Here is a 26,181-nt window from a genome sequence, read left to right as displayed (position 1 = left end):
AATTGGTTGAGGAATATATGGATACATGAAATGCTCCCAAAAGTAAGAAAATTATTGTAACTCCTTTTGGCAGGTACTCTAAATTAATCGTGTTTGTCTGACAAGTAGTGAAATGTAGTTATCGGGATTTTACAAGAACGCTAGTAAATGAAAATTGCCTTCCTGATACAAAAAGAACTTTCATACTTTCGCTAAATAGGTATACGACATGTGTGATCAAAGACAGTTCGTAGAGTGCATTTTCACTTATTAGTGAATAACAGCATACAAAGATCAAAGATCCTTTTCTATTGTCAAAGTCGGTAAATACGTGATTTTAGGCATAAGTATTTACCACAATTAAACCAATAATTGAGCATTTACCGCAATTTAACTGAAAATTGCTTCTTCTGTTTTTTACTTAATAAGTAAAAGTTCTAAAGTCTGATCTCCTGGAGTAAATTGATAGTATAAATGAGATGTAGTAGGTAATACGACTATACTTTCTTCACTATTCTGCTCCAACATTGTATTTCATTCATGCTATCATACTTTGCATGCTACTTACTATTATCAAATTTTTGGCAAAGGTCATGGGTGCTATTATGATCTTTTTTTACCAGAGCTACAGGATGCTGGAAACTTGTGTTTCTATCCGGATAGTAACATGCTTCCCTAGGTCAAATACTTGATTACCTTATAGTTATCGTCAGTTACTACATAGTTTACCTTTCTTATCATAGTCCTGATTTCTTTACTGATACGAGGTATTTAATAGATGCGATGAACGATATAGCTCCTACATAAGTCCTATTTTTTTGCAAAATGGAAGTAGCTGATTTTCTGTTTTTAGGATAATTTTTGAAGAAATATTACATAAGTATGAGTTACCTATAGTATGAGCTACGTATAAAGGATAGTAGTATGTGTTAAAAACACTTGGCGTAGGTCACGCTTACTAGAGATACTACTCTATAGCTTATGAACTCATTTTATTATGAAAGAATTTTCGGGCTTACTTTAGCTGAAATTAATAATGGTAATATCAGTGGTTCTGATGTTAAGATTGAGGGTAATGAGATTAGTTTGGTTGGAGAAAAAATTAACAGAACCTGTAAGGTAAGTGTAGAAGATTTTGAGAAGAAAGTAGATAGCCTAAAAAGCTCAATATCCGACCTTTTAAAGAGCAAAGTTACTGTTCAATATGATATGGATACTTTCCAGGTTTACATTGACAAACGTAAAACCTTGTCAAAACAGGAGTATGTTGAGTATTATAATATAAATGTTGAAGCAATGAATATACTTCCTACGTGCATAATGCATTAAAAGGGTGCTCTGAGTACCCTTTCTACTCTTTCCAGCTTCTCCAAATACATGTCAGATTGCTCGGGTTCACCTCTTTTTAGGTGATGGAAATATAGCGATTCCCATTGCGATTACTATCCAATATCCAAACATATTCCAGTTTTGTCTGATTGTCAATAATTGATTTTCCTATAGCTGTCTCATTTATATATCCGATACACCATAGTCCAACGTGTCTGGAGGTATGGAGCCTTAGTGATAATGCAATCCCCCTAGTCTTTTAGGCTGCCTGAATGTTTGATTGTAAAGTTTAATAGCCTTTGAGCTAGAATTTATAATTATATCTTACCCGTACTACCTAGGTTTCATAGTGATCCGTACTGATAGATTTGGTAGTAATTGAACAAAAGTAATTCGGATTTTTATTTCAATCCTGTTTGAAACATAAGCACTGTTTCAAATAATAAGAACACTAAATGCAAGGAATGTTACAAGGACTTGATACCAGATGATTTACCTATTAGGTGCTAGCCGGATTAATTGATATCTAATCTATTAAAAGAATATATGCTGGAATATGTAAAGTTGTTGCAGGCTGTAAAAGCTGACTATCAAACTATCAATAAGCGTTTTATACTTCGTAAAGAAGACAAAGCATATATCATAGCTGAGCACCCTACTGAAAACCTTGATAAGAAATATTTCCATGCAGACGGATTTGTAAAATTTCAATTAGATGCAGCTAAAGAAGAGGATGCCCGATTAGTTAATTTACTGAAAGGCCAGCCTATCAAAAGATTAATTGGAAAAGACCGGGAACCTGTTTTTGAATGGATGAATAAACAGATTAAGATTGCTGATATGGAAGAATGGTTAAATTCCTAAGATGTTTTTTATACTGTACCAACCTGAAATGAGTTGATAGTTAGTAAAAAATAAATAGGTCCTTATCTGTTTATTACTGGCTATATTTTTCGTTTTATGATCCTTTGAACTGTATGAGGTGTTTGATTGCCTAAGACTAAATGAAATCTCTGTTGATTGTATAAATTAACCGCTTATTAAATCATTGTTGTCACTTGCTCGATAGCTGTTGGTTTAGTTAGGAAAACCCCTTCTTTAAAAATCCCATTCATTTGTTCAGCTAGTACATTCTGATACTAGTCATAACCATCAGTCATGGATGGTGGTAGTGTTGTATTTTTTTCAAAACCCGCTGATGTTAGGCGGAGCAATATTGAATCTCCGATCAGAATGATAATCAGACTTGGCTTGTCAGAGGTTGCTTTCGGATCAAAAGGTCTGACCTGTTGGTTTTTTATGTCTCATTCCAATGCTTTTTCCGCTCCACAACTGTAATTAGCAAAACAATTCATTGTGTAATCAGTTATTGAAACAATAGTTGAAATCATAGCGAGTTTAAAACACTTAAAAGATAAAGTATCTGGAGTAACCATGCAGCGAATCAACGAAGAGGATATACTAAATTTTGAAACACGCTACCGGGCACAATTCATCAATTCAATTACAGGATTTAAAAGTTTGGGGTTAGTGGGTAGCCGTAGCCATGAAGGAAATACTAACCTGGCTATATTTAGCTCTTTTACACATTTGGGTTCTAACCCTGCCTTATTGGCTTGTATATTTCGTCCGGATTCTGTGGAGCGACATACATTGTCTAATATTCTGCAAACGGGTTTTTATACATTTAACCATATTCATGAAAATATTTACCAGCAGGCGCATCAAACCTCTGCAAGGTATGCACGTGAAATCTCAGAGTTTGACGCTGTTGGATTGACGCCCGAATATAAAAACGGTTTTTGGGCTCCCTTCTGCCAGGAATCTTTTCTACAGGTAGGACTTGAATTGAAAGAGAAGATAGATATTACCATCAATGGTACTATTATGGTGATTGGTCAGGTCAAAGAGGTCTATATTCCCGATAATACTCTACATCCTGATGGGTATGTGGATGTTGAAAAAGCACAGACTCTTTGCTGCTCAGGCCTGGATAGCTACCACAAGACCAAACGATTGCATCGTTTGTCGTATGCCAAAACAGATAAAGAAGTTACTTTTCTGACCTGATGCTGTATAACCTCAATGAAATCCATTCTTACAAAAAAGACAACCTATAAAGGTAATAAGTCTCAATTGCCGGGAAAGATCTGCTCGTGTTGCCAGCGTTCTTTCAGTTGGAGAAAGAAATGGGCAAAAGACTGGGATTCGGTAAAATATTGTAGTGAGCGATGCAGAAGAATGAAGAGCAGCCAATAATACACTGTATGTCACCAGACGTGAACACAAAGCGATAGAATATAAAAGTATGAAGAACGTATCCAGTATTGAATCGTTGACAGTAAAGGAAATTGATCGAATAATAGAAATGGCTTGGGAGGACAGAACACCATTTGAAGCCATAAAGTACCAGTTTGGTGTTTCAGAAGCAGAAACTATTCGCCTAATGCGTAAGACTATCAGCCGGTCAAGCTTCAATTTATGGCGCAAACGTGTTAATTCAAACGTAAGCCAAAAGCATCTGGCCAAGGGGGCACATCAAGGCAGTCGTTTTAAATGTACGCAGCAAAAATCTATCTCTCTTAATAAAATAGCTAAAAGGAGCAAATGAGTTTCTGTTGTGATAGTAGATTAGTCTGACTGAACATCTTCATGACAAGATAGCCTTCAGAATAGTATCTATCCCAACTGTAAGGGTGTGATTGATTTTAGCAAAATTTTTCTGGCTGCGCACACTTCAACGCAGATTATTTTTTAACAAGGGCCATGCTGCCGGTTTGTTCCGTGAAGAGTTTGCCTGTTATTCACCGCAGATTTTATTTTGATCGGAACTCCGATCATTTTTTTGTTTGCGCGTAACTCACCGCAAAAACAAAATCTGATCGGAATTCAACGCAAAACTTGTGCATGCATAGAACCATGCACAATCCTTTTTATACCATGATAAAACGCAAGAGCAAGACCTTATCTTTTCCCATATAAAGAAAATTTCTGGCGCGGGTGTCCACCCGTGCCCATTATGAAAGTAGTATCCGCTCAATGCGGTCAACTTAAGAAAACCACTCAAACTACCTTCACTGTCCTTCTGAAAGAATCTCGTGGCAAGACCGGCGGCCTTTCCGAATGGAGATATTTTTCACTCTCAAAAACCAAGCAAGGCTCTATTTATCACAAGATTCTTCCAGAAGGACAATAAAGAAATATGAAAAAAGAAATACACTCCCTTACCTTGACAGCATTGAGCATCCGCTGCGTTGGTAGGTGAAACCCTGTTTGGCTTTAACCACAAACCTGAATAAGGCTTTATTTCCGTCGTTGGTGTTATCACCAACGACCACTTTCCCTCCATTCATGTTGGTGTTATCTCCAACATGGGGGAAAATGTAAACATGGCTCTCTTTGTACCAACGCAACGGACGTTGCTTTCATTTTAGGTCCGAACGGACGTTCGAACCAGCGTCTTTCTAGTTGAGCTAGTACTATCTTCCCTGGAATTCTCAAAATTAAAAAAGACATGGAATAAAATATGAAACAAGGCTTGCTGTGAAGTCAGCACCTATTGTTTGGACAGGTAATCGCCTTCTGAAATTCGGGATGAAGCCTGTTGTTGGTCTATTGATCCAGCCAGGCTTTGAATGCAGGTACCTTATCGCGACTTACCACTACCTCTGTGTCCATAGAGGGCCGTAAGGATAAGCTCAGACGGCTGTTGGGATATAAACGCATGTCTTTAACTGCCTGCAGATGAACAATTACTTTTCGGTTAATCCGGTGAAACAGGGTTGGGTCAAGCAGGTCTTCTAATTCTTCGAGTGTATAGTCAACAATGAAGCGTTTGTTTTCATTACTAACCAGATACACTACTTTGCCGTCTGCATAAAAATACGATACATCCTCCACAGTTTTATATTGAAGGCGGTCGCCAAACTTAACCAGAAAGCGAGACTTGTAGTTGGGACGCTGTTTCTGGATAAGGTTAATAAGCTGTTGGATGATTTGCGGCGATATCATAGGCGGTTCAGCCTTGATGCGGCGCAATTTCTGCATAGCTTCCACCAGATGCTGATAGGAAATCGGTTTGAGCAGATAATCAATGCTGTTTACCTTAAAAGCTTGAAGAGCATACTGATCATAAGCTGTGGTAAAGATGATAGGACTATTTACAAAAGTTTGTGTAAAGATAGAAAAACTCAATCCGTCAGCCAGATGAATATCCATTAACATCAGATCAGGAGATGGATTTGAACGCAACCATTGTACCCCTTCCTCTACGGTATCAAGTACCTGTTCTACCTGAATAGAGGCATCGTAACGCCGTAAGTGGTCCTGCAGTCTTTCTGCTGCCAGTGATTCATCCTCCAGAATCAATACACGCATAGGTTGAAAGAAAAAAGTTTGTTATAATTCAGTAAAAATAACCTTTGTGCCATGTGATATTCATTCCACTCCTCAGTTGTATCAACTATAAGGAATATCCAGATAAATTAGATAAACCCGATTTTTTGTAAGTTGTTTGAAATAATTGACAAATAATTAGTCAAACACAGCAAGCAAGGGTAATCGAATAATGAAAGATTCGGAATCTTGCTGAATAGTGATGGTTTGCTGACTAATAAACTGATACCGTTGGGCAATGTTTTCGAGGCCAATCTGAGTAGATAGCTCTTTTTCCAGTTTGGGTTGCAGATTGTTTTCTACTACCAACAACTGGTTTTCATCCACGTAGATTCGAATATATAGTGGTCGATTGCGTGAGCCAATATTGTGTTTTATGGCATTCTCAATCAGCATCTGGAGTGCCAGAGGAACTATATAATGATGCTGGTACTGTTCTGGCACATTAATCTGAATATGCAGACTGCTGTTAAACCGTTTGTCGAGAAGGTATCTGTAAGATCTGATAAAGTTTAGTTCGGTACTAAGCTCGATTAGCTCCTTTTCAAAGTTTTGTAGGACATATCTGTAGACCCTGGCGAGTTCTTCTATAAACTCAGAGGCAATAACCGGGTCTTTGAAGACCAGGGTCGATAATACATTCAGGTTGTTAAACAGAAAGTGTGGGTTAACCTGATTTTTCAGGGATTGAAACTGAGCCTGAATACTTATTTTTTTGAGACGTTCTGCTTCCAGCTGAGCCTGCCGTTGCTGGCGGAGAAAGAAGAAAATGGCATTAAGTGTATTGAGAAATAAATTTATGCGGAATCCCAGCGTAAAGGCTAGTTTGACAGGCATATGCATTTGCTGCCAGTTGTAATCAAACTCATAATGCCCAAATACAACAACCGGTATACTAACCGATAGAGTAGTAATGACAATGCTACCTCCAAACAGTATGAGCAAAGGATGGATCTGTCTTTTGCCAATGTCCTTTAGCCAGTTTTGCAGCGTCTCTACTTTAGTTTCCAGGAGACGATTGCCTTCCCAGATACATAAAACAATAAAGACAAATGTGAGCAGAGCCTCCCAAGGCTGTAAGGGAATGTGATAATAAACGAATACCTCTACATAGAGTGTATTCAGATAGGAATAAACAGCGATGAGAAGAATAAACAGGTAACGGTACGGATGTGAAAACATAATCCATCCTGGATTCTTAAGTAAAGAGAAAGTTAGTTTACAAAGGTAGAGTATATCTTAAGTATAACCCATTCCATGAGAATCAGATTTTAACTGGTGAAAACCTTATGAGTAGTTGTCTCTCTTGATTAACTTTTGAGAAACATGAGTGATCCCGAATTTGGATGAGAGTAAAACCCAAGCCTATGTTTTTGAAAATATAGGCTTGGGTTAATTTTTAAGCAATCTCTCTTCCTGCGTTTGTTTATTGCCCCTTTTTTCACTCTTCTTGTAGCTCCTTCATTTTTTGCTTGCCCAAAAAAGGACAACAAATGAGAATTTGTTGGGCCAGGATGTGTGCTAGCTGCAAAAAAGGGCACCTTTTCCCGATCCTTCAGCCCGCAGGCCAAAGGCCAACCTCGCGGGAAAAGGATTGCCAACGCACCTACACGACCTTCCACGATTGAAGTCAATACAACTCTCTTTGTAACATTCTTATTATTTTCTCAATGACACCCTTTTACTCAAAATTTGGGATGACTCATGTTATTTTAGGTATCGGATGTTTGTCAACCCTTATCTATAGATTACTGAGCAGGGAGTAATACCCGGTCAATCACATGGATTACACCATTCGTTGTTGTGATATTAGCCATCACTACCTTGGCAGCTGACCCTCCATTGCCACTACCTGTTACTGTAACACCTCCGGAAGGTAAGGCAACTGTAACAGAGTTATTGGTGAGCAATGTAGGCACTGCTCCGGCAGTTAACTGGGCAGAATAGTTTCTACCACTCACTACATGGTATAGAAGAATATTTTTCAGTGTAGGTACATTAAGCGGTTCAGATGTATCTGTCAGGGTAGGAATCGCTGCTTTGGCATCAGCTTCTGTCAGATTAGGGTTGCCTAATACTGCACGCAGAGTAGCTAAAAGTGCCGAATCTGTTGGGGCAAATACCGTTAGAGGATTGCTTCCGCTTAAAGCTTCTGCCAGACCTGCTTTACTTACTGCCGCAACCAGCAATTCAAAATTTGTATTGGCTGAGGCTGTCTCAACCAGATTTCCTGCTGGTGGATAGAGAACCTGATTAATGATATGGATAACCCCATTGGTTGCCTGTACATCAGCAGTAGTAACAGTTGCTCCATTTATCGAAACGGTACTGCCTGATTTTGTTACATAAGCTTTGTTATTTGCACCTGAACGCAGTGTAGTTACTTCTGCATTAGGGCCTGCTGGCACTGCTGCCGCTTTAATTTCGCTGTTTAACACATGATAGCTTAGTAAGTCTGCTGCCTGTGCTGATGTCAAAGCATTTACACGGGTAATCGCATCGGCCTCATTTGTAGCTCCAAGATAAGAAATAAAGGCGGCGTCAGTAGGCGCAAAAACAGTAATCTTAGAAGAAGAAGAAAGAACATTAGTTATACTGGAACCTGCTTTCAGAGCAGCTGCTTCCAATACATCAAAATCATTGTTGGCTACAGCAATCTGTAAAACAGTTTGTCCGTCTGAGGTGTTGTCATCATCATCATCATCTTTACAGCTCATTACAAATAAGGTTAAAGATGCAATCATCAGAACAGTTCTGAATGGCAAAAAAATCATTTTCATACGAATACGGTTTGTGTTTTTGAATAGTTTTAAAAATGTGTATAGCTGTCTTCTGATTGTTTGGTGAAGACAGCTATATAACTGGCTTTTTTAGCATATGGATTTGTGATGGAGGATGATTCGTAGGATTTTGGGAGCCAAATGTATGAATCAGGGAGTGAAGTCGGCCTATCGATTATCTGTAAGCAACCGCAGATAGTACAAGATAAACTCGAATTACTAGAATTCGGCCCGTGTATTGTATTGCCTTCTGACTTGTCTACCATGTTGTTCAGAAGCAAACGCGCCACTTGAAGATATATTTCTAAAAGAATTTTTAACCACAAATGATTTATTAACTCAGGTGCATAAGTTTCATGGGGTGGCTATAGAACTTTGTGTCATAGATTTTAAACAAAACTTTTATGACAAAGACCATCTCTCTTGCAATCGCTTTCCTGACAGGTATAGGAATGATCTTCATTGGTGCAAGATTTCTGATAGCACCAGAAACCGCAGAACTTGGATATGGAATACATTTTAACGAACAAGGTGATTACTCCTTTCACTATATCAAAGGAATACGTGACTTGTTTTCAGGTTTACTCATTTGTACTTTTTTAGTAAGTAAACAAACAAAAGCATTGGCGATAACCTTGTTGGTAGGCACCATTATTCCTATTGTAGATATGTTTATCGTTTTAGGTAAAGATTACAATGGCATAACACAAGCTATTCCCCATATTTCTGCCATTGTTGTTTGTTTTTTATTCGGAATCCTTTTATTGAGAAATAAGAAGGAGCAAAGCAATGGATACCATGGTTTTGCTAAAATCATTCAATCAGTAGATACACATAACGAAAGTGTGATTGAGTATGCTATTGTGCCAACTGAAAAGACGCCCTGGCACTACCACACACTTTTCTCCGAGACTTTTGAAGTACTCAAAGGAACATTGGAAGTTGGACAAAACAATCAGGTATATCAGTTAAAGCAAGGTGACAGGGTCACAGTAATGCCCAATGAGAAACACTACTTTCACAACATTTCAACTGCCGACTGTTTAGTAAAAGTGACTATAAGCCCAGGCAATAAAAACTTTGAAAATGCTCTTTTAATACTAAAAGGGCTTGCAAAAGATGGTTTGGCAAGTGCATCGGGAGTGCCTGCAAAATTATCTGACCTTGCTTTATTCGTTTACTTAAACAACTCACGAATGGTTGGACTTCAAAAAATAGCCGAACCCTTGTTTAATTATATTGCAGCAAGAGCAATTAAAAATGGGCGTTTGAAAGAATTGGAGCTTACATACTGTAGGGAATAAACCTTGTCTCTAACATAGGGTTGGAAAATGCAGGCAGAAGTAATAGATGATACAACTGTGCTAATTTGGATGAAACGATTTTCGGAATTCCAATGGAGAGAGATTGGTTTTGCTCTTAAACAGCTTACTGAAAGATTGAGAATGTTCAAAGCCCAGTTCATAAGCAATCTCACTCACAGTAAGGGTTGTTATGGATAGCTTCTGTTTAGCTAGTTCAATTAGCTGCTCGTGGATGAGTTGCTGTGCAGTTTGGCCCGTCAGTGCCTTCAACATATTGCTCAGATACTTGGGGGATACATTCAGTCGGTCGGCGAAATACTGTACTGTAGGTAGCCCGTTAGAAGGCTCTGTATCTTTGAAATAGGCCACAAACAACTCCTCTAACTTATCCAGGAGTTGGTGGCCAGCGCGCTGTCGGGTAATGAATTGACGGTTATAAAATCGTTCGGAGTAATTGAGCAATGTCTCTATCTGCGAGATAATGATTCTCTGGCTGAATTTATCAATGTTCGAATGGTATTCCTGTTCAATGGTTTTGATGATACCCATCATCGTATCTTCTTCCTTTTTAGATACAAACAGAGCTTCATGGATGGCATAGCCGAAATATTCATACTTTTTTATCTCTTTGGCAAGGGAATTGTTCCAAAAGAAATCCGGGTGTATGAGTAACATCCAGCCGGATTTATTGGATGGCGCTTCTGTGGGGCGTTCAAGTCCAAATACCTGTCCTGGCCCGATGAAGAACATCACTCCCTCATCGAAATCGTAAGACTGCTGTCCGTATCTGATCTTTCCGGCAATGTTCTTTTTGAGTGAGATAAAGTAGAAATCAAACACCCATTGACAATTGTTGTATTCCGGCAACATTTGCACTTCTGCATAATTCACGATGCTGATCAGGGGGTGCTCTGGTGGAGTTAGTCCTCTGGTGCGATGAAATTCAGAGATTGTTTTTAATCGTTGAATGCTTGCCATGCGCTTATCTTTTTAGTGTATTATCAATACTAGAAGCATTTACAAAGTAGAGGTTATCAATGGGAATACATAAGAAAGTTAATCAGTCCTTTATCAGATGCTAAATTATCCAATTCTTCTGACTCCCATTTTACCTCTTTTAGAATCTGATGCCAAATAGAGAGTTATGCTTGGTTTCTGAGAAAATATACATCAAATTCACAGGTCACCTGTTGGGCTACACGTTCCTGTCAGTATTTATTCCTGATTATAGGCTTCTGCAAATTCTTTAGCGAAGTCTTTCAGTTTTACTTTACCCAGTGCTGGCTTGTGCTGGTTGTAGTCATCATATAGTTTGCCGTTGCCCTGATTTTCCTGTAGTTCCACAAATCCTCTTGCAACCTGTTCATTAAAGCCAATACCCAGCCAGCTATTCAGGAGTTGCTCACTTGGAATAACTTTCCATTTCAGATCAGGTTTGCCGATAGCTTTGCCAAGTGCTTTGGCAATTTCATTAGGTGATGCCACATCACTGGCAATATAGCGCACTGTTTTGCCTTCAAAGGGCTTATCTACCTCTTCTGCGATAGTTGCAGCAATATCTTTCGGCGAAACCCAGGGTTCTTTGTTGTCACCTCCATAGTTGGAAATGATAGCACCTTGTGACTTGATAACCGGAATAAATGAAAACAGGTTGATATAGAAGCCTACAGGACGCATAAACTTGACAGACACATTGTCTGGCAGTTGCCTCAGAAGTTGCTCGACGTTGTGGTGAAACAGGAGAATGCCATTGCCTTTGTCTGTATGTGCGCCGATGCTGCTCAGGTGAATTACACTCTTTACGCCAGAGCGTTCAACAGCCTGTTTGTAGTTCTCACCGATTTGGGTGATGCCGCCTATAAAGTCAATGGATTGGTCAAACATATCTCCTACAGCTTCCATCGTTTCCATGAGATAAACGATATCTGCGCCTTGAAAGGTTTGGGCCAGGAAATCGGCATTCTGCATTTTACCAATTGCTGCTGATGCACCTAGTGCTTCAATATCTTTCTGGCGGTCGGCATTACTGCTTATAACGGTTACGGAATGTCCCTTTTCTATCAGTGTTTTTGTGAGTGGCTTACCAATGTTGCCAAGAGAGCCTGTGAGTATGATGTGCATAATGTTATTGTTTTGTTTATGCAAATCTATATAGGGAGGAAAGGAAGGATGTAGTCAAAAGTCGCTATGTTGTATCCAAATAGATCCGGCAGGTAAAAAGATATCAGGAATTTGAATAGGAGCCTGATTGTAGGTAAGAAGTGTATTTTTCTGATAACAGCTAATCTGGTAAGGCATGGACCTGCTGGTGTGCGTTTCACTATGTTAAGTTGATTTATCAATAGTGATCTACTGAGAGAAAGTAGTCTGGTATCATTAGAAACTTATCATGTCCCACATCTTTTTCGCAAACGAGGTTTTTAAGGAAGGCGAGACTGGTTCAAATGGAAAGGTGCTGGTTCGAACGTCCGTTCGGACCTATATTGAAAGCAACGTCCGTTGCGTTGGCACAAATTGAGCCAAGTCCAGTTGTGTAATAGTACTCAAACAGGGCCTTACCTACCAACGCAGCGGACGCTCAATGCTGTCCACTTAAGGAAGTTTATTTCTTTTTTTATATTTCTTTATTGTCCTTCTGAAAGAATCTCGTGACAAATAGAGCTATCTGTGGTTTCTAAGAAAAAAAATACATTCCAAAAGGAACAGCCGCCGGTCTTGTCACGAGATTCTTACAGAAGGACAGGTGAGATAGTTTAAGTGGTTTTCTTACCTTGATTGCATTGAGCGGACGCTGGCGCCAGAAACTTTCTTTTTTCCAGAAAAAATATGGGACATGATAAGCATTAGAACCTGCCCTGCCATTGGTGGTAGCATAAGCCTTATAACTGAGCATTGGCTAGTTATATATGTTAATCAGTTAGTTAAATACACCCCATTGCGCCCCGAGATCCCACCTTTCCCGCTTGCCAACTGGAGATAATTTTTTCATATGACTCTATTTATCATGTCTGTCCCACTCACGCCCACACCGATGTGTGGCAGGCAAGGCGTGACAGGCGTGATGGGAAGATCCTTTCAGGGTACAAAAAAAGACGTGCTCCTTTATTTCCAACATCCTTTTACTAAAAAGATGTGGGATAAGGCTTAGGACTTAGAAGTGGGCTTCTATTGGTAATATATGTGTTATTTGTACAGTTTAAATGGTAAACACTTGATAGTAAGGTTAGTTACACTGGGTTACACCCGGTTACACGGCTGGTTACACCTATAAGTAGTTGTAAGTGAGACGAGTTACACGGGTTACACTGATTCTCTATACGCGTGTATTTATATATAATATAATATATATAAAGGGAGTATATACTTGCTTTTCTTCCTGGGAACTTCTGCGAAAAATGGCAAAACCGTGTAACTGTTGTAACTCTCCTCATTGCCAGTGTGTTAAGGTGTAACTTTACGTGTAACTGCTCTGTAACCGTGTAACCTATTTGAGTGTAGGGAGCTTTTCTGGATCACATAATACCTGGAATCCCTGAAAATTTTACACTCATAGCAGATTCATTTTACCTTTTTGGAAAAAGGATAATCACATGATGAAGTTGTTTAGGATAATTTATAAAGAAACGAAAAGAGCAGATTTTGTAGCGAGCCTCAATTTCACGCCCCAGGTTGGTGTTATCACCAACCTGCATGATGGGAAACAACTCGTTGGTGATAACACCACCGATGGGAGAAGGCGCAGCACAGGTATTTTTAGTTCTTATACAACTTGTATTTAATCTGCCTTTGAAGCTTTATAAGATTATCCTAAACAACTTCGATACATACTTTTGAAAGACTTCTTCGTCCTTAAATTGGTCAAAAAGAAATCTGGCTAGAAGATCCTTTTCTATTTTATGGCATATGTCATCAGAGAAAGGATATGGCTCTAGTGTTTGTGTTGGGCGCTGTCTGCTTTGTGGCTGATGACAAATTGCCTTACCTGCCCTTTTTCCCAGGCATTCGCCATTGGATCAACCGCTGGCATAGGGATGTCTGCTCTTTTTGCTTTTATCTTATCTGTAGAAATATCAAATCGTTTGTCCCGTTCCTGAAGTAACTGCGAATGTAGCTGTCCTTCTTTTGTAAAGCCCATCATCACCATCGGAGAACCTACAGGCAGTGTTCGTTCCTGGTCGGTATGCCAGGTGTGAATTGTTTTACCATAGGTAGAGACAAGCTTTTCCATTAACTCGTGTTCTGCTACATCCGGAATGCCCGGAGCTATAAGTGATCCGGATTTTACTTCATGATGATGCGAATGCCAAAGCGTCTTTTCTTCTTTGGGTAATGTTTTAAAAAGCTTTTCTGTAATAATATATTCTACTCCCATAATCTTGGCATTCTCATCATTGCCATCAAAAATAATAGCCTGATACAGATCTTCATTAAGCTGGCTTACATAATGATGTGCTTCCATCTGAGCATTTATATTGCCATTGTAAAAGTGGAAACCATCCAGATAGGTACTGAACTTTTTAAGCGGAGTCTTACTTTGCAGAATATCTGCACCTGTATTCAGGGTTTTATCCTTTGCCGTTTTCTCATCACCTGGTGACTCTACATTCGATGAAGTATTTTTACCTCCACAAGCATTTAGAAGAACCATCCCCAACACTAACCACAACATTTTGTTATATTTTTTCATAAAGAGGCATCCGTTTTAGTTTAAAAAATGTACACAGAGGGGTACAAAGATGATACCTTACTTTTTCAACAGTGATACTTTAGCCAGGGTTAACTCAGATTAACATCACTGAGATAAATATATAGTCTACTCAGGTACATGCGTGATTTCAAAAATAAGTCCTTTATTGGACAAGCTTCCCGGATTGGGAAGTTGATACCCCATTGAGAGTACCCAGCTTTTGGTTATGTAATATGCCAATCCCCAGGCACTTTCGCCTAATTTATGGCGATGTGAAAGAAAATCGGCTGTAAAGAGTAGCTTTTCCTTTATGATAGGTTGTTGAATACCTGCCTGGAAACCAATTCCCCACTTGTTATCAGCAGATGTTTCCTCATTCCCTCTCCAGTCGCCTACAAAAGCTTTATTGAATGTATAGGCTCCGGCTACCAGTCTCGTTTCAAGACCAGGAATTTCATAAGCCAGATTGAGGTACGTATAGCTAACCCAATGCGTATGCCGGGCGGGATTTAACCCATTTTGCGTACCAATAGATAGCTGAAAGTCGGGAAGCAACTCAAATGCTTTTTGAATGTTAAGCAGTACAAGCGGATAGACAGGTGATTTAGGGAGTGTATCGTTGTGTTCAAAATGAAAATGGTGCTTGGGATCAAAGGTAAACTCGAATATGTTGATGCCTACTTCCAGATCTTTTCCCAGTCCATAGGAAAAGGTATTGTTGATCTCTGTTTCCTCACTGGTGATATTGACTTGTCCCTGATACAATAGCTTTCCTTTTTGGGTAATTTCGGAAGAGGGAACATTAAAAAAATTCTGCTGAGCAACTAAAGAGGGTATTTGAATTACTAAAAATATAAAAATAGTAATAATGCGTTTCATAGAGTATTTGCTAAGTTGAAGGACATAACAAAAGCAAAAAATTGCATGCCATTTCTGAAAGGACAGGTGAGAGTTTCCGTCCGGAAACAGTTCTCGGATGATTGAAAAGTATCTTTTTATCTATAATCGTTATGTGAAATAGAATGAGAAAATATATAAAAGAGAGTCGAGAATAAAAGATGCACGATCTATATAAGCTTGATAATCAGTAGAAGATAAAAGTAGGGTATACTTTTTTATCTGTTCTTGTGCCGCATACTATATATCAATAACGTGGCATGTGTTTATTTAATCACTTAAGCCTTATTACAATGTCGACTTACAATGAAAATGGATATGAAACCTCTACAACTGCACAAAGAGGTTTATTAACGGCTACTTTCAAAGACCGTGAAAGTGCAGAAAGAGCGTATGAAGCTTTACAGAGACGTGGCTATACCAGTGATGATATCAATCTGGTAATGTCCGATGAAGCACGAAAAAGACATTTTGGAGATGTAGACAGTAGAGACAAAGGTGCCAATACAGATCTGGGAAATAAATCGTTGGAAGCAGCAGGAGCAGGCTCTGCTATTGGTGGTACACTAGGTGCTATTGCAGGTGCTATAGCAGCTATTGGTACTACATTGGTTATTCCAGGACTAGGTCTTGTTGTAGCTGGTCCGCTGGCAGCGGCTCTGGCTGGTGCAGGAGCTGGTGGATTGACAGGTGGTCTGCTGGGAGCCTTAATTGGTGCTGGTATACCTGAAGAACGGGCTAAACTCTATGAATCTAATATCAAAGAAGGAAATATAGTGTTGGGAGTACATCCGAAAAGTGAAGAAGATGCCCGTTACCTGGAACAGGAATGGCGCAACAACAATGCCCATAATATTCATTATTAATCTTCCTTGTTTGGATTAGTATGTATTGTCTGCCCCTATGGTCATGTCACATGGTCGTAGGGGCTTTGTAGTTGTAGTTAATTGGTTTTCAGATCAAACCGGCCATCTGTAACATGAATCGTTTCACAATCCGGTAGGGAAATTGTGTATGAGAAAGTGCCTGACAGAATTCCAGCCTGATAGTCTACACGGGTTAGCGTAATGCTTCCTACACAGGTAGCATCTTCATCACTAAAATATTGACATTTGCCGAACCCCAAAATAACCTGCGTTACATGTGTACTATCTGTTCTACTAATGGGATAGGTACCTACTGAACCAGCTACATTAGAAAAAAGAGCTACATATCCTCCTCGTTTTGTATTGGATGCCCGAACCTGAAATACTCCAGAATCCCTATACTCTTCAAATTCATAAATCAGAATATCATTATAATCAGCGGGTTTTCCTGCTTCCGGTACCCAGGCTTTGCCATTGATACGACAACCAAAAGTATTAGCTCCAATTTGAGTAATAGGAGGTAGTTCCATTTCCTTTTCACAGGAAAAAAATAACAGGCTAGTAACAATAGTTACTAAAAAAATAGCGATAGAACGCATAAATAGGTACATAATGTGAATGGAGACGGGAAAAGAGTTACTTTATAAGCAAGAGGAGATAGAAAATATATAATTAAATTATACTTTTTCTGTGTAATGTAATATTAGTAATTAAAACTATACTTAGTAAACAAAATATAGAATATTTTTTTCTGAATCAACTGTTAAAAATAGATAGAAGATAGTAAAGTGGAGATTTTTGTTTCATCTGAGATCTTATTACTATCCTCTCTACTAGGTTACAAATACGAAATAAGTGTAGAGGCATTACGGACAGCATTCCCCTCTCCATCGTTATTGAAGTAAACAAAAACTTCTTTACCCATAGTCTCCCATTCCCTGATACGATCGGCCCACCACTGCAAATCTGTATCCGAATACGAACCTGCATAGAGGTTGCTGTAGTCAGGGCCATGCATACGTATATATACAAACGGTGCAGTTGCACGCAGTATACAAGGTAAGTGAGCTCCGCTCATAATGCAGTAGGCGGCCTGGTATTTTTCCAGGAGTGAAAAGATAGATTCCTGATGCCAGCTGGGATGACGAAACTCTACCGCTACCCGCATCCAGGATGGAAGTAGTTCCAGAAAATAGGCTAGCCGATCATAGTCGTAACCAAAAAGAGGAGAAAGTTGTACCAATAGGATTGCCCTCTTGTCGCGTAGTGCATGCCAGGACGTTTCTATACGTTTTACCCAGCTTTCAGGAGCATAGAGCTTTTTGCTATGTGTAAGCCATCGCGGTGCTTTGACACTCAACAGAAATCCATCGGGTAATCGTTTATTCCAGCTTTGAAAAGTACTTAGTGCCGGCCAGCGATAAAAGCTGCTGTTTAGTTCTGTGGTTTGAAAGCGGGCTATATAATACGAAAGTCGCTCATGGGGAGGAATACCCTGTGGATAGAGTACCCCATGCCAGTGATCATAACTCCAACCCGAAGTGCCAATGTGTGCCATTGTATTAACTCTCTTTTTTTAATTCCTCCAGATTTAACTCAGTAGAAGGCTGGATGTTGGCCTTTAATACCTTTTCCATTTGGGTGAGAGTATAGGTATTATCTGCCACAGAGTTGGATGCAGTACAATCTGCTGGAATAACCAGTTTATAATCACGCATATAGGCGTCATTGGCGGTAAACAGCACACAGATATTACCCGCAATGCCTGCTATAATCAATGTTTCAGCCTTTAAGTATTCCAGTAATACATCCAGCGTGGTACAATAAAAAGCAGAATGTTTTGGCTTGAGTACAGTATAATCATCCTGCTGAGGTTTGATTTGTTTGACCAGATGCTGGCTTTTTACGGAATCTTTCAGACAGTGGTCAACCAGACTGTGGAAGTCTGATTGCCACTTGCCAAAGTTATCATTTATATAAATAACCGGTATGCCTGCTTCTTTAGCTCTCTTTTTCAGCTTCGCAATATTGGGAACAATACGCGCATAGTCATCAAAGATTTGTTCGGCATCCGGAAACGTAAAGTCACTGATTAAGTCAATCAACAGCAAAACAACAGGTGATTGATCTGGTACAGGGTTCTGCGTTTTTTTCTTCTTTTCAGGTTTTTTCACAACGATATAGGGTCAGTGTGAGTAAAACATTACCAAAGCTGTTGTAAGATGATAAAATTCTGCGCCTGCCAACACACGTGGATTTTTATTTCCTCATAGGTATTTGAATCATACTATCTGTATACCAGCGGATTTGTAAGGGTTCTTTGGCATCCCGTATATCTTCCTGACTCACATCTTTTCCGGTGCCATAATTAATCTGAGCAAACGGATTTTTATTTACGTTAAGTATCACCAATAAGCGACTTCCTTTACGCAGTTGCCGTGATACCATACGGGTACGTTCAAAAGGAACACTTTCTATTTTGCCAGGTCTGAGAAGTTGGCGTTTACTCATGTCTCTGGCATAACTGGCACGCCCCAGGTAATAGGAAAGATGGAAGAAATCACCTGAGGGAAGTACTTCATACAAGACTACTCCTACATCCACATCTTTTTTGTTAATGCTTATTTTGAGATTGCCCGAAAATGTACCATCTACAGAAACCGGTTCCATAAACGGCTCACTGATAAAGGCTAATCCATCCGATACATCGAGTTCTTTCCGAATAATAGGGTCCGGATAATAGTCGTTGTGAGAGGTGGACCTATCTGCCATGTCTATCGTCTGAGTCAGGAACTCTGTTTTGGCAGGCTGCTGTGTAGTGAGTCGGTAATAGTCTCCTGCTTTTTCTGTTGACAGATAAAAGTTCTGTAGCGTATTATGCATCTTTTCTATCGAAGGTGCATGTCTCCACTCATTAGCTCCCATCACTTCATAATTAATCTTGTCCTTCAGTATGGCAGGTTTGGGTTTGTGATAGAATATATAATCCATCCATTGAAAAGTGAGTTCAGGGGTATTGATATAGGCTACGGAATCAATTGCATATTCCCGTAAAACAGGCGCTCCCTGTCGTTGTGAACCCACATGGTCATAAGGGCCTATCAGCAGATAATGCTCTGCGTGAGGGTTGTATTTATAATGTTCTTTCAGGTAGTGGAGTGCAGAGATTTGTCCATCATCATAGTAACCTGTAATAGAAAGGACAGGGATATTGATTCTGGAGAAGTCCTTTTGATAGGGTACCATATTCTGCCAGTAGGCATCAAATGCAGGATGTAACAGCCACTTTTGCAACCATGGATTGGGCTGACCTTCTATGCTGTCTATCTTGTTATATGGCTTCCCACTTTCGTACCAGCTGCTCATCATTCTTCGCCAGCGTTGCGGAGTAGTATAGATGGTGTTGTCCATATACTTGTTGTTTGTGACATGAAATGCCCAGCCATAATTAGCATTAAGAAAAACATTATTTTCCATGGGCAAGCCTTGTCCTGGTATGGCTGCTGCATAGGGAACAATAGTTTTAAGGGCTGGATGCAGATGTTTGGCTGCTGCCCATTGAGCAAATCCATTATAACTCCCCCCATACATCCCTACTTCTTTGTTACTCCAGGGCTGCCGGGTGATCCAGTCAATCACTTCATTCACATCCTTACTTTCCATTTCGTAAGGCACTATAGCATCCGTACTTAGTCCTTTTCCTCTGGTATGGGCTACGACCCCAATATATCCATGAGCAGCTGCATTTTTGGCTTGTGTGATATTTCGCATGTCTGCATAGATAGTATAGGCCAGTGCGGTAGGCTTGGGTTCTGTGCTGTTTTTGGGTCTGGCAACGATTGCCCATAGTTTAGCCCCATCTTTCGTAGGAATAAGTACATCATCCTGAATGTCATACCGTTTATCATCCTGCTCTTTCAGTAGCTTTCGGGCTAGGGGGATCATTTGTCTGTGCACTTCATACAAAAAGTAGGACTTGCACAAACGAACAGCTTCAGTCAGCGAAAGGCTGTCTCTGCCTTTTAACTGGATAAGTTCCTCTTGCCAGTCTCTTTCAAAGGGTTGTATATCATTTAAAAATGCACTCTCATTGAGAAGCAGTGTTTGGTTATCCATCGCCTCAACATATTGGCGGAATGTTTGGGTAAATGCATCCGTGAAAGACTGTTTTGTCTGAGATTGTTGCATCTGACTATATGTATACACTTCATATTGCAGATAAAGTGTACCTATAGTCCATCGGGTAGTAGCTAGCTGTCGACATGCTTTCAGGGATTGAAGAGCTTGTTTGTATTCTCCGGCAAGCATCTGAAGGCGAAAAGCTGTATTCAGGTAATCTGATGGGTTAGTAGCCTGCTGACTTGTGTAGTGTAAAAGGACATTGCGTGAAAAATCAGTCATAATTTTTCCTGTAGTCAGTGTGTCTGACAGGCTAATATTCGGACGGACAAAGGATTGGGATCTTCCATACGAAACAGTCAGGAGACTGATACAAAGGACTTGTACGAGTTGTAAATAGATGTGCAGAGTTTTCATAGGTATAGTTTAGGTAATACGATAGCAGGGAGCCATTTGTATGGTTCCTGAAAATCAGATTTCTGAGATATTATAAGCTATTTATCTTTTTGAATTTGACTGACTGTCGACTCGATACATCCAGTCGCTGACCTGTTGTCAGTTCCAGTTGAAGTTTTCCTTTGGGTAACCGATGGACATCTTTAATATAGGAACGGTTTACAATATGTGTTCGGCTAATCCGGAAGAATAATGTAACGTCAAGCAGTTCCTCCCACTGATTCAGTGATCTTTTCTGATACGTTTTTTTAGAATTGAAATAAATGCGTGAATAATTTTCCAGTGACTCAATGAGTGAAATGTCGCCTACGCGTATAAAATAATAGTGAACCCCATCCTTGACAAATAGTTGCTGATCTGTGGTCAGCCGTGTGCTTTCTGCTGTTGTCATTTGATGCACCATTGCATCGGTCCGAATTCTGTCACGTATCCGTTCCAGTGCCTTGACAAATCGTTCTTCCCGTACAGGTTTTGTCAGGTAATCCAACGCATTGATTTCAAACGCCTGTACTGCATACTGATCAAATGCGGTAGTAAATATGACAAGTGGCACCCGATTCAGCGATTCCAGCAGATCAAAACCGGACTTTTCGGGCATTTGAATATCCAGAAAAAGCAAGTCGGGTTGTAATGTTTTAATCTGCTCCTGTGCCTCATCTGCATTACTTGCCTCTGCTATGATTTCAAAATCAGAATGAGGAAGCAGTGCCAGTCGTACTTCTGCACGTGCCGAACGTTCATCATCGATCAGTATAACACGGATTTTTTTCATAGTGCAGGAATACAAATGGTTGCCAGAACTTTATCATTTTCCTGTGCTGTCAGTGCAAACGTCGCCTTTCCTGCAAACTGCAGATTGAGCCGTTCTGTCAGATTCCGTATGCCAAGACCAGGTGTTGTAGAGTTACTGAGCTTTCCAGAGTTTTCTATTGCGATTTTGAGATAAGAATCCTGTTTTTCTATACAGATGCTTACCAGTCCACCTTCCTTCCGGGTACTGATGCCATGTTTAATGGCATTCTCTACCAAGGTCTGAATACTGAAAGGTGGTATTTCATAGGCCATAACCTCTTCCGGGATATTCATCTGAATCTGCAACCGTTCTTCAAAGCGTAGTTTTTCGAGTTCCAGGTAATCATTCACCAGATTTAGCTCCTGTTTGATAGAAACCACATGTTCCTCTTTTCGATAAAGAGACGTACGCAACAAGTCAGACAACAGGTCAATAGCCCGGCGAGCTTCCTGTGGATTTTCAATCACCAGAAACTTTATATTATTCAGCGAATTAAAGAAGAAATGCGGATTAAGCTGAGCGGACAGGTTATTTAGTTGCGTTTGTTTTGCCAGTATACTGAGTTGGGCATTCTCTTCTGCCATATGTATTCTATACTGAGCATAGTGATACAGATGAAATGCTAACACCCATACAGCCATCAGACGGATACCTGTAACAAGGAGTGTCATCCAGTTATCTTTAAAAAAGTCTGTAAAAGACCCTACAGACTGATCTATAAAGTACATGCGCACCAGATACAGCTTGATGGCAATCAAAAGCATAAACAGACTGCCCAACACACCTACTGACAAAATAATACGAGGCAAAAGTGAATTCAGATTCAGCTTGTTCCATCCATGTTTCAGAGAAAGATTTCTGTAACTATGGGTAAGAAGAATGCCAATGCTACAATCCCCAATGAAATGAATAGCTGCCACTGTATAACTCTTCTCTATGGAGTTAGCCAATCCCTGATATGCCCACCACAAACTGGTAAGTGACCACCCGATCAACTGGCATTTCCAGTAGAGTGATACCCAGTGAGATGTGGCAGTGTTTGTTTTCATAGTTGATTACAAAAGTATAGGTTCTTTCCGGAGAGAAAAGAGAAAGTACAGGGACGTAGAATTTTGTAGGACTAGTGCAGACAAAAAGTAGAAATCGGGTCCTTCCAAGTTGATATACTGGTTTGACCGCTTGCTCAATGCCATCAACTTAACATGAGTCATCCCGGATTTTGAGAAAAACAATACCGCATCCTTTAGAAAAAGAGAAGCAAAGGGGTTACAAAGAGAGCAATGGTGACTTCAATCGCGAGTGGAAGTGTAGGTGCGCTGGCAATCTTTTCTCCGCGAGGTTGGCCTTTGGCCTTGTGGGGGGAAGGATCGGAGGAAAGTGTCCTTTTTTGGACAAGCAAAAAAGTACCATGGTAGGAAGAGGGATGTAGTGAGGATAAAACCTTTTTGGGCAAGTAAGAAATGAAGAGGCTAGTGGAAGAATAATTCAAGGGATAATAAACAAACTCAACTAAAGAGATTGCTTAAAAATAAACCAGCGCCTATACTCTTTTCAAAAGAATAGACGCTGATTTTAGAAAACAAACTCACGGAATGGAGATTACCAAACAGGCAGATGGTACAAAGGCCTATAACGTGTTTACCTGTACTACTTATAGTCTGGAGATATGATAGTATGTTAACATGTTTTAGACAAAAATTATCAGTTTCTCTATTTTTAAGTGCACATTACCCAGGTATAGCCTATCTTTAATAATGAAGCTGTTTAGATCGCTTTAGCTGATAGAAAAGAAAAAAACTTGCAACCAAATAGTCTATATAAATTAGCTTACTTATGAAAATGCACATCATCAGGACAATGTTTTGTTTGTCCTTTTTATTCCTGTTGGGCATGTCAGGCTATAGCCAGACAAAGGATAGGGAATATCCGATTCAACCGATTCCGTTTACCTCTGTAAAGGTGAATGACAAGTTCTGGGCTCCCCGTATTAAGAAGAATCATGAAGTAACAATTCCCATTGCCTTGGGACATTGTTATAAAACTGGCCGGGTTGATAATTTTTTGTTTGCAGCGCATACCAAAGAAGGAAAGTTCTGTACAGAATATCCTTTTGATGATACAGATATCTATAAGATTATTGAAGGGGCCAGCTATTCCCTCCAGACCTTTCCGGATAAATACCTGGAAGCAAGGCTGGATACATTGATTGATTACATTGGTAAAGCACAGGAACCCGATGGCTACTTATATACGGCACGTACTATTGATCCTGCACATCCTCATCCGTGGGCTGGTATGCAACGTTGGGTAAAGGAGTCGGATCTGAGCCATGAATTATATAATAGTGGACACCTGTTTGAGGCAGCTGTAGCTCATTATCAGGCCACAGGCAAACGTTCCTTGCTGGATATTGCTATCAAAAATGCCGATCTGTTGTGCCGTGATTTCGGGCCTGGCAAACTGGATTATGAACCCGGACATCAGATTGTTGAGATGGCATTGGTAAAATTATACCGCACTACAGGCAGAAAACAATACCTGGATCTGGCAAAATTCTTTCTGGACTCTAGAGGTAAAGGAACTGAATATAGTCAGGATAATAAAAAGGTAGTAGACCAGACAGAAGCTGTTGGGCATGCTGTACGTGCTACGTATATGTATTCCGGTATGGCCGATGTGGCTGCTATTACGGGTGATGAAGCGTATGTGCATGCTATTGATAAGATATGGGAAGATGTAGTATATGACAAACTATACATTACAGGTGGTATTGGCGCCGCAGGTGGTCATGAAGGATTCGGACCTGCATATGATCTGCCTAACATGGCTGCTTATAATGAAACGTGTGCTTCCATTGGTAATGTATACTGGAACTATCGTTTGTTCCTATTGCATGGTGACGCCAAGTATTATGATGTATTGGAAAGGACCTTATACAATGGTCTTGTTTCCGGTGTATCTGTCAGTGGAGATCGCTTCTTTTATGACAATCCATTGCAATCTCTTGGACAACATTCCCGTAAGGCATGGTTTGGTTGTGCCTGCTGCCCAAGCAATGTGTGTCGTTTTATCCCTTCCTTGCCAGGTTATATGTATGCCAAAAATACAACTCGTATTTATACAAACTTATATGTAAACAGCACTGCCACCATCGATTTTAAAGGAAGTACAGTAGAAGTTTCTCAAAAGACAGATTATCCATGGGATGGGAAAATTAATTTTGTCGTAAATCTTGCCAAATCTCAGAATTTTGAAATGGCTCTTCGTATTCCTGGATGGGCACAAAATGAACCTTCTCCTGGTAATCTGTACTCATTTGCTACAAAGGATAATACAGCATTTACACTTACTGTGAATGGCAAACCTGCTACCTATCAGATGGATCATGGCTATGCGGTGATTAAGAGACAGTGGAAAAAGGGAGATGAGATTAGCTTAGTATTGCCTATGCCTGTAAGAAAGGTTGTAGCTAATGCGAAAGTAGAGGCTGATCATAACAAAGTAGCTTTACAGAGAGGACCAGTTGTGTATTGTGCCGAATGGCCTGACTATACCAATGGCGGTGTCCTGAACCTGGTGCTTGACAAAAACGCTTCATTGACTCCTGATTACAAAGCAGAATTACTGGGAGGAGTAGAAGTACTCGAAGGCAGTGCCAGCCAGGCAAAACGTTCTACTAATAACAAAGTAGAGTTATCGGCTGTACCGTTTAAAGCTATACCGTATTATGCATGGGCTAACCGTGGTTCTGGTGAGATGGCCGTTTGGCTAGCTACTGAACCAGATGCTGCCCGTCCATCACCCGCCCCAACGATCGCTTCAACCAGCACGATCACAGCTTCTCATACAACAAAAACATTGCTAGCTATCAATGATCAGGCTGAACCTAAAAACTCAAATGACAGAGATAACCTGAATTATCACTGGTGGCCATTGAAAGACACTACCCAATGGGTACAATATACTTTTGTAAAACCAGAAAAAGTATCCTCTGTAAAACTTTACTGGTTTGATGACAGTCCATGGGGTGGTTGCCGTGTACCTGAATCCTGGAAGTTGCTTTATCTGGCTGCTGATGGAAAGTGGAAAGAGGTCCAGAACCAGAATTCGTATGGAGTAGAAAAAGATAAGTATAATAAAGTGACCTTTAGTCCTGTGCAAACTGGAGCCTTGAAAATAGAGGTTAAACTGCCTAAAGAATATGCCGGAGGCATTTTGGAATGGTCAGTGGAATAAGTTCACAAGCTTCTGAGTAATTAGTTTTTTACTCTTGATTTAAAACGGTTCGTTGTCTGACAGCGAACCGTTTTTATTTTAACAGTACCGATATTAATGTGACAGACAGGAGCAAGTGATTTGGTGGGGCATGTAATATTTTCTATAAAATAATGCATTCGTTCATCTCCAAAAATAGAGACTCTGGTATGATTGTTTTTACGGGTAGTACCCAATTAACATAGGTAAATTATCTTACTAGTAGAATAGTATAGGAACAAAAAGATTATACTGGTAAAAATCTTATTACATACTTAAATCTATCAGTTGGTAACCGCATTTTTATAAATACAATAGAAAA

The 26,181-nt window shown here is 39.9% G+C and carries 23 protein-coding genes; 9 read left to right on the top strand and 14 right to left on the bottom strand.

The features are described from left to right. Positions 1-960: 960 nt before the first annotated feature. The 6 genes from QNI15_RS04845 to QNI15_RS04820 all read left to right on the top strand — a co-directional run bounded on the left by QNI15_RS04845 (position 961) and on the right by QNI15_RS04820 (position 4,504). Positions 961-1,308: a hypothetical protein gene (locus QNI15_RS04845; RefSeq protein ID WP_313986608.1), complete on the top strand. Its 348-nt coding sequence runs from the start codon at positions 961-963 to the stop codon at positions 1,306-1,308. Between the two features lie 546 nt (positions 1,309-1,854). Next, on the top strand, positions 1,855-2,172 hold the full coding sequence (locus tag QNI15_RS04840; RefSeq protein WP_314030795.1) for a hypothetical protein: 318 nt from the start codon (positions 1,855-1,857) through the stop codon (positions 2,170-2,172). A gap of 570 nt (positions 2,173-2,742) precedes the next feature. After that, positions 2,743-3,378 carry a flavin reductase family protein gene (locus QNI15_RS04835; RefSeq protein WP_314030793.1) on the top strand — a complete coding sequence of 212 codons (636 nt, stop codon included), beginning with the start codon at positions 2,743-2,745 and terminating at the stop codon, positions 3,376-3,378. Between the two features lie 15 nt (positions 3,379-3,393). Next, positions 3,394-3,567 carry a DUF2256 domain-containing protein gene (locus tag QNI15_RS04830; RefSeq protein WP_314030791.1) on the top strand — a complete coding sequence of 58 codons (174 nt, stop codon included), beginning with the start codon at positions 3,394-3,396 and terminating at the stop codon, positions 3,565-3,567. Positions 3,568-3,616: 49 nt separating this feature from the next. Then, a complete protein-coding gene (locus QNI15_RS04825; protein ID WP_314030789.1) occupies positions 3,617-3,919 on the top strand; it encodes a TIGR03643 family protein in 303 nt (100 codons plus the stop codon). Positions 3,920-4,327: 408 nt separating this feature from the next. Continuing rightward, positions 4,328-4,504: a hypothetical protein gene (locus tag QNI15_RS04820; protein WP_314030787.1), complete on the top strand. Its 177-nt coding sequence runs from the start codon at positions 4,328-4,330 to the stop codon at positions 4,502-4,504. 416 nt (positions 4,505-4,920) lie between these two features. Here the strand turns inward: QNI15_RS04820 and QNI15_RS04815 are convergent, their stop codons facing one another. From QNI15_RS04815 to QNI15_RS04805, 3 genes are all read right to left on the bottom strand, one after another. Then, complete coding sequence (locus QNI15_RS04815) at positions 4,921-5,685, bottom strand: LytR/AlgR family response regulator transcription factor (protein WP_314030786.1); 765 nt, start codon at positions 5,683-5,685, stop codon at positions 4,921-4,923. 156 nt (positions 5,686-5,841) lie between these two features. Then, on the bottom strand, positions 5,842-6,885 hold the full coding sequence (locus tag QNI15_RS04810; RefSeq protein WP_314005173.1) for a sensor histidine kinase: 1,044 nt from the start codon (positions 6,883-6,885) through the stop codon (positions 5,842-5,844). Positions 6,886-7,451: 566 nt separating this feature from the next. Continuing rightward, positions 7,452-8,483: a fasciclin domain-containing protein gene (locus tag QNI15_RS04805; RefSeq protein ID WP_314030784.1), complete on the bottom strand. Its 1,032-nt coding sequence runs from the start codon at positions 8,481-8,483 to the stop codon at positions 7,452-7,454. A 404-nt stretch (positions 8,484-8,887) separates the two neighbouring features. Here QNI15_RS04805 and QNI15_RS04800 point away from each other — a divergent pair, with 404 nt between their 5' ends. Next, complete coding sequence (locus QNI15_RS04800) at positions 8,888-9,787, top strand: DUF4267 domain-containing protein (RefSeq protein WP_314005176.1); 900 nt, start codon at positions 8,888-8,890, stop codon at positions 9,785-9,787. Between the two features lie 60 nt (positions 9,788-9,847). Here QNI15_RS04800 and QNI15_RS04795 read toward each other — a convergent pair whose 3' ends face one another. The 5 genes from QNI15_RS04795 to QNI15_RS04775 all read right to left on the bottom strand — a co-directional run bounded on the left by QNI15_RS04795 (position 9,848) and on the right by QNI15_RS04775 (position 15,353). After that, positions 9,848-10,765: a helix-turn-helix domain-containing protein gene (locus tag QNI15_RS04795; protein ID WP_314005178.1), complete on the bottom strand. Its 918-nt coding sequence runs from the start codon at positions 10,763-10,765 to the stop codon at positions 9,848-9,850. Positions 10,766-11,002: 237 nt separating this feature from the next. After that, complete coding sequence (locus tag QNI15_RS04790) at positions 11,003-11,908, bottom strand: NmrA family NAD(P)-binding protein (protein ID WP_314005180.1); 906 nt, start codon at positions 11,906-11,908, stop codon at positions 11,003-11,005. A 54-nt stretch (positions 11,909-11,962) separates the two neighbouring features. Next, a complete protein-coding gene (locus QNI15_RS04785) occupies positions 11,963-12,085 on the bottom strand; it encodes a hypothetical protein (protein WP_314005182.1) in 123 nt (40 codons plus the stop codon). Positions 12,086-13,715: 1,630 nt separating this feature from the next. Then, positions 13,716-14,474 carry an OBAP family protein gene (locus tag QNI15_RS04780; RefSeq protein ID WP_314005183.1) on the bottom strand — a complete coding sequence of 253 codons (759 nt, stop codon included), beginning with the start codon at positions 14,472-14,474 and terminating at the stop codon, positions 13,716-13,718. 126 nt (positions 14,475-14,600) lie between these two features. Further along, entirely contained in the window at positions 14,601-15,353 is a 753-nt protein-coding gene (locus QNI15_RS04775; protein ID WP_314030782.1) for a hypothetical protein, read from the bottom strand. Positions 15,354-15,664: 311 nt separating this feature from the next. On the opposite strand from QNI15_RS04775, the gene QNI15_RS04770 reads away from it, so the two are divergent. After that, positions 15,665-16,237 carry a hypothetical protein gene (locus QNI15_RS04770; protein ID WP_314005189.1) on the top strand — a complete coding sequence of 191 codons (573 nt, stop codon included), beginning with the start codon at positions 15,665-15,667 and terminating at the stop codon, positions 16,235-16,237. A gap of 77 nt (positions 16,238-16,314) precedes the next feature. On the opposite strand, the gene QNI15_RS04765 is transcribed toward QNI15_RS04770, so the two are convergent. From QNI15_RS04765 to QNI15_RS04740, 6 genes are all read right to left on the bottom strand, one after another. Then, a complete protein-coding gene (locus QNI15_RS04765; RefSeq protein ID WP_314030781.1) occupies positions 16,315-16,836 on the bottom strand; it encodes a hypothetical protein in 522 nt (173 codons plus the stop codon). A 239-nt stretch (positions 16,837-17,075) separates the two neighbouring features. Further along, positions 17,076-17,795, bottom strand: coding sequence for a DUF72 domain-containing protein (locus QNI15_RS04760; RefSeq protein ID WP_314030780.1), 720 nt, complete (start codon positions 17,793-17,795; stop codon positions 17,076-17,078). A gap of 4 nt (positions 17,796-17,799) precedes the next feature. Beyond that, on the bottom strand, positions 17,800-18,411 hold the full coding sequence (locus QNI15_RS04755) for a cysteine hydrolase family protein (protein ID WP_314030779.1): 612 nt from the start codon (positions 18,409-18,411) through the stop codon (positions 17,800-17,802). An 85-nt stretch (positions 18,412-18,496) separates the two neighbouring features. Further along, the gene (locus QNI15_RS04750) at positions 18,497-20,773 is read right to left on the bottom strand and encodes a CocE/NonD family hydrolase (RefSeq protein WP_314030777.1); all 2,277 of its coding nucleotides are present in this window, start codon (positions 20,771-20,773) and stop codon (positions 18,497-18,499) included. Positions 20,774-20,843: 70 nt separating this feature from the next. Then, on the bottom strand, positions 20,844-21,584 hold the full coding sequence (locus tag QNI15_RS04745) for a LytR/AlgR family response regulator transcription factor (protein ID WP_314030775.1): 741 nt from the start codon (positions 21,582-21,584) through the stop codon (positions 20,844-20,846). Further along, positions 21,581-22,654 (bottom strand): sensor histidine kinase, encoded by a 1,074-nt coding sequence (locus tag QNI15_RS04740; protein ID WP_314030773.1) that lies wholly within the window; start codon positions 22,652-22,654, stop codon positions 21,581-21,583. The genes QNI15_RS04745 and QNI15_RS04740 overlap by 4 nt, the downstream gene beginning before the upstream one ends. 841 nt (positions 22,655-23,495) lie before the next feature. On the opposite strand from QNI15_RS04740, the gene QNI15_RS04735 reads away from it, so the two are divergent. Then, positions 23,496-25,841, top strand: a complete 2,346-nt coding sequence (locus tag QNI15_RS04735; RefSeq protein ID WP_314030771.1) for a glycoside hydrolase family 127 protein — start codon at positions 23,496-23,498, stop codon at positions 25,839-25,841. Positions 25,842-26,181 lie beyond the last annotated feature (340 nt).

Origin of the sequence: Xanthocytophaga flava (genome assembly GCF_030068545.1) — a bacterium.
Taxonomy (GTDB): Bacteria; Bacteroidota; Bacteroidia; order Cytophagales; family 172606-1; genus Xanthocytophaga; species Xanthocytophaga flava.
This window is presented reverse-complemented; position numbering and strand designations above follow the sequence as displayed.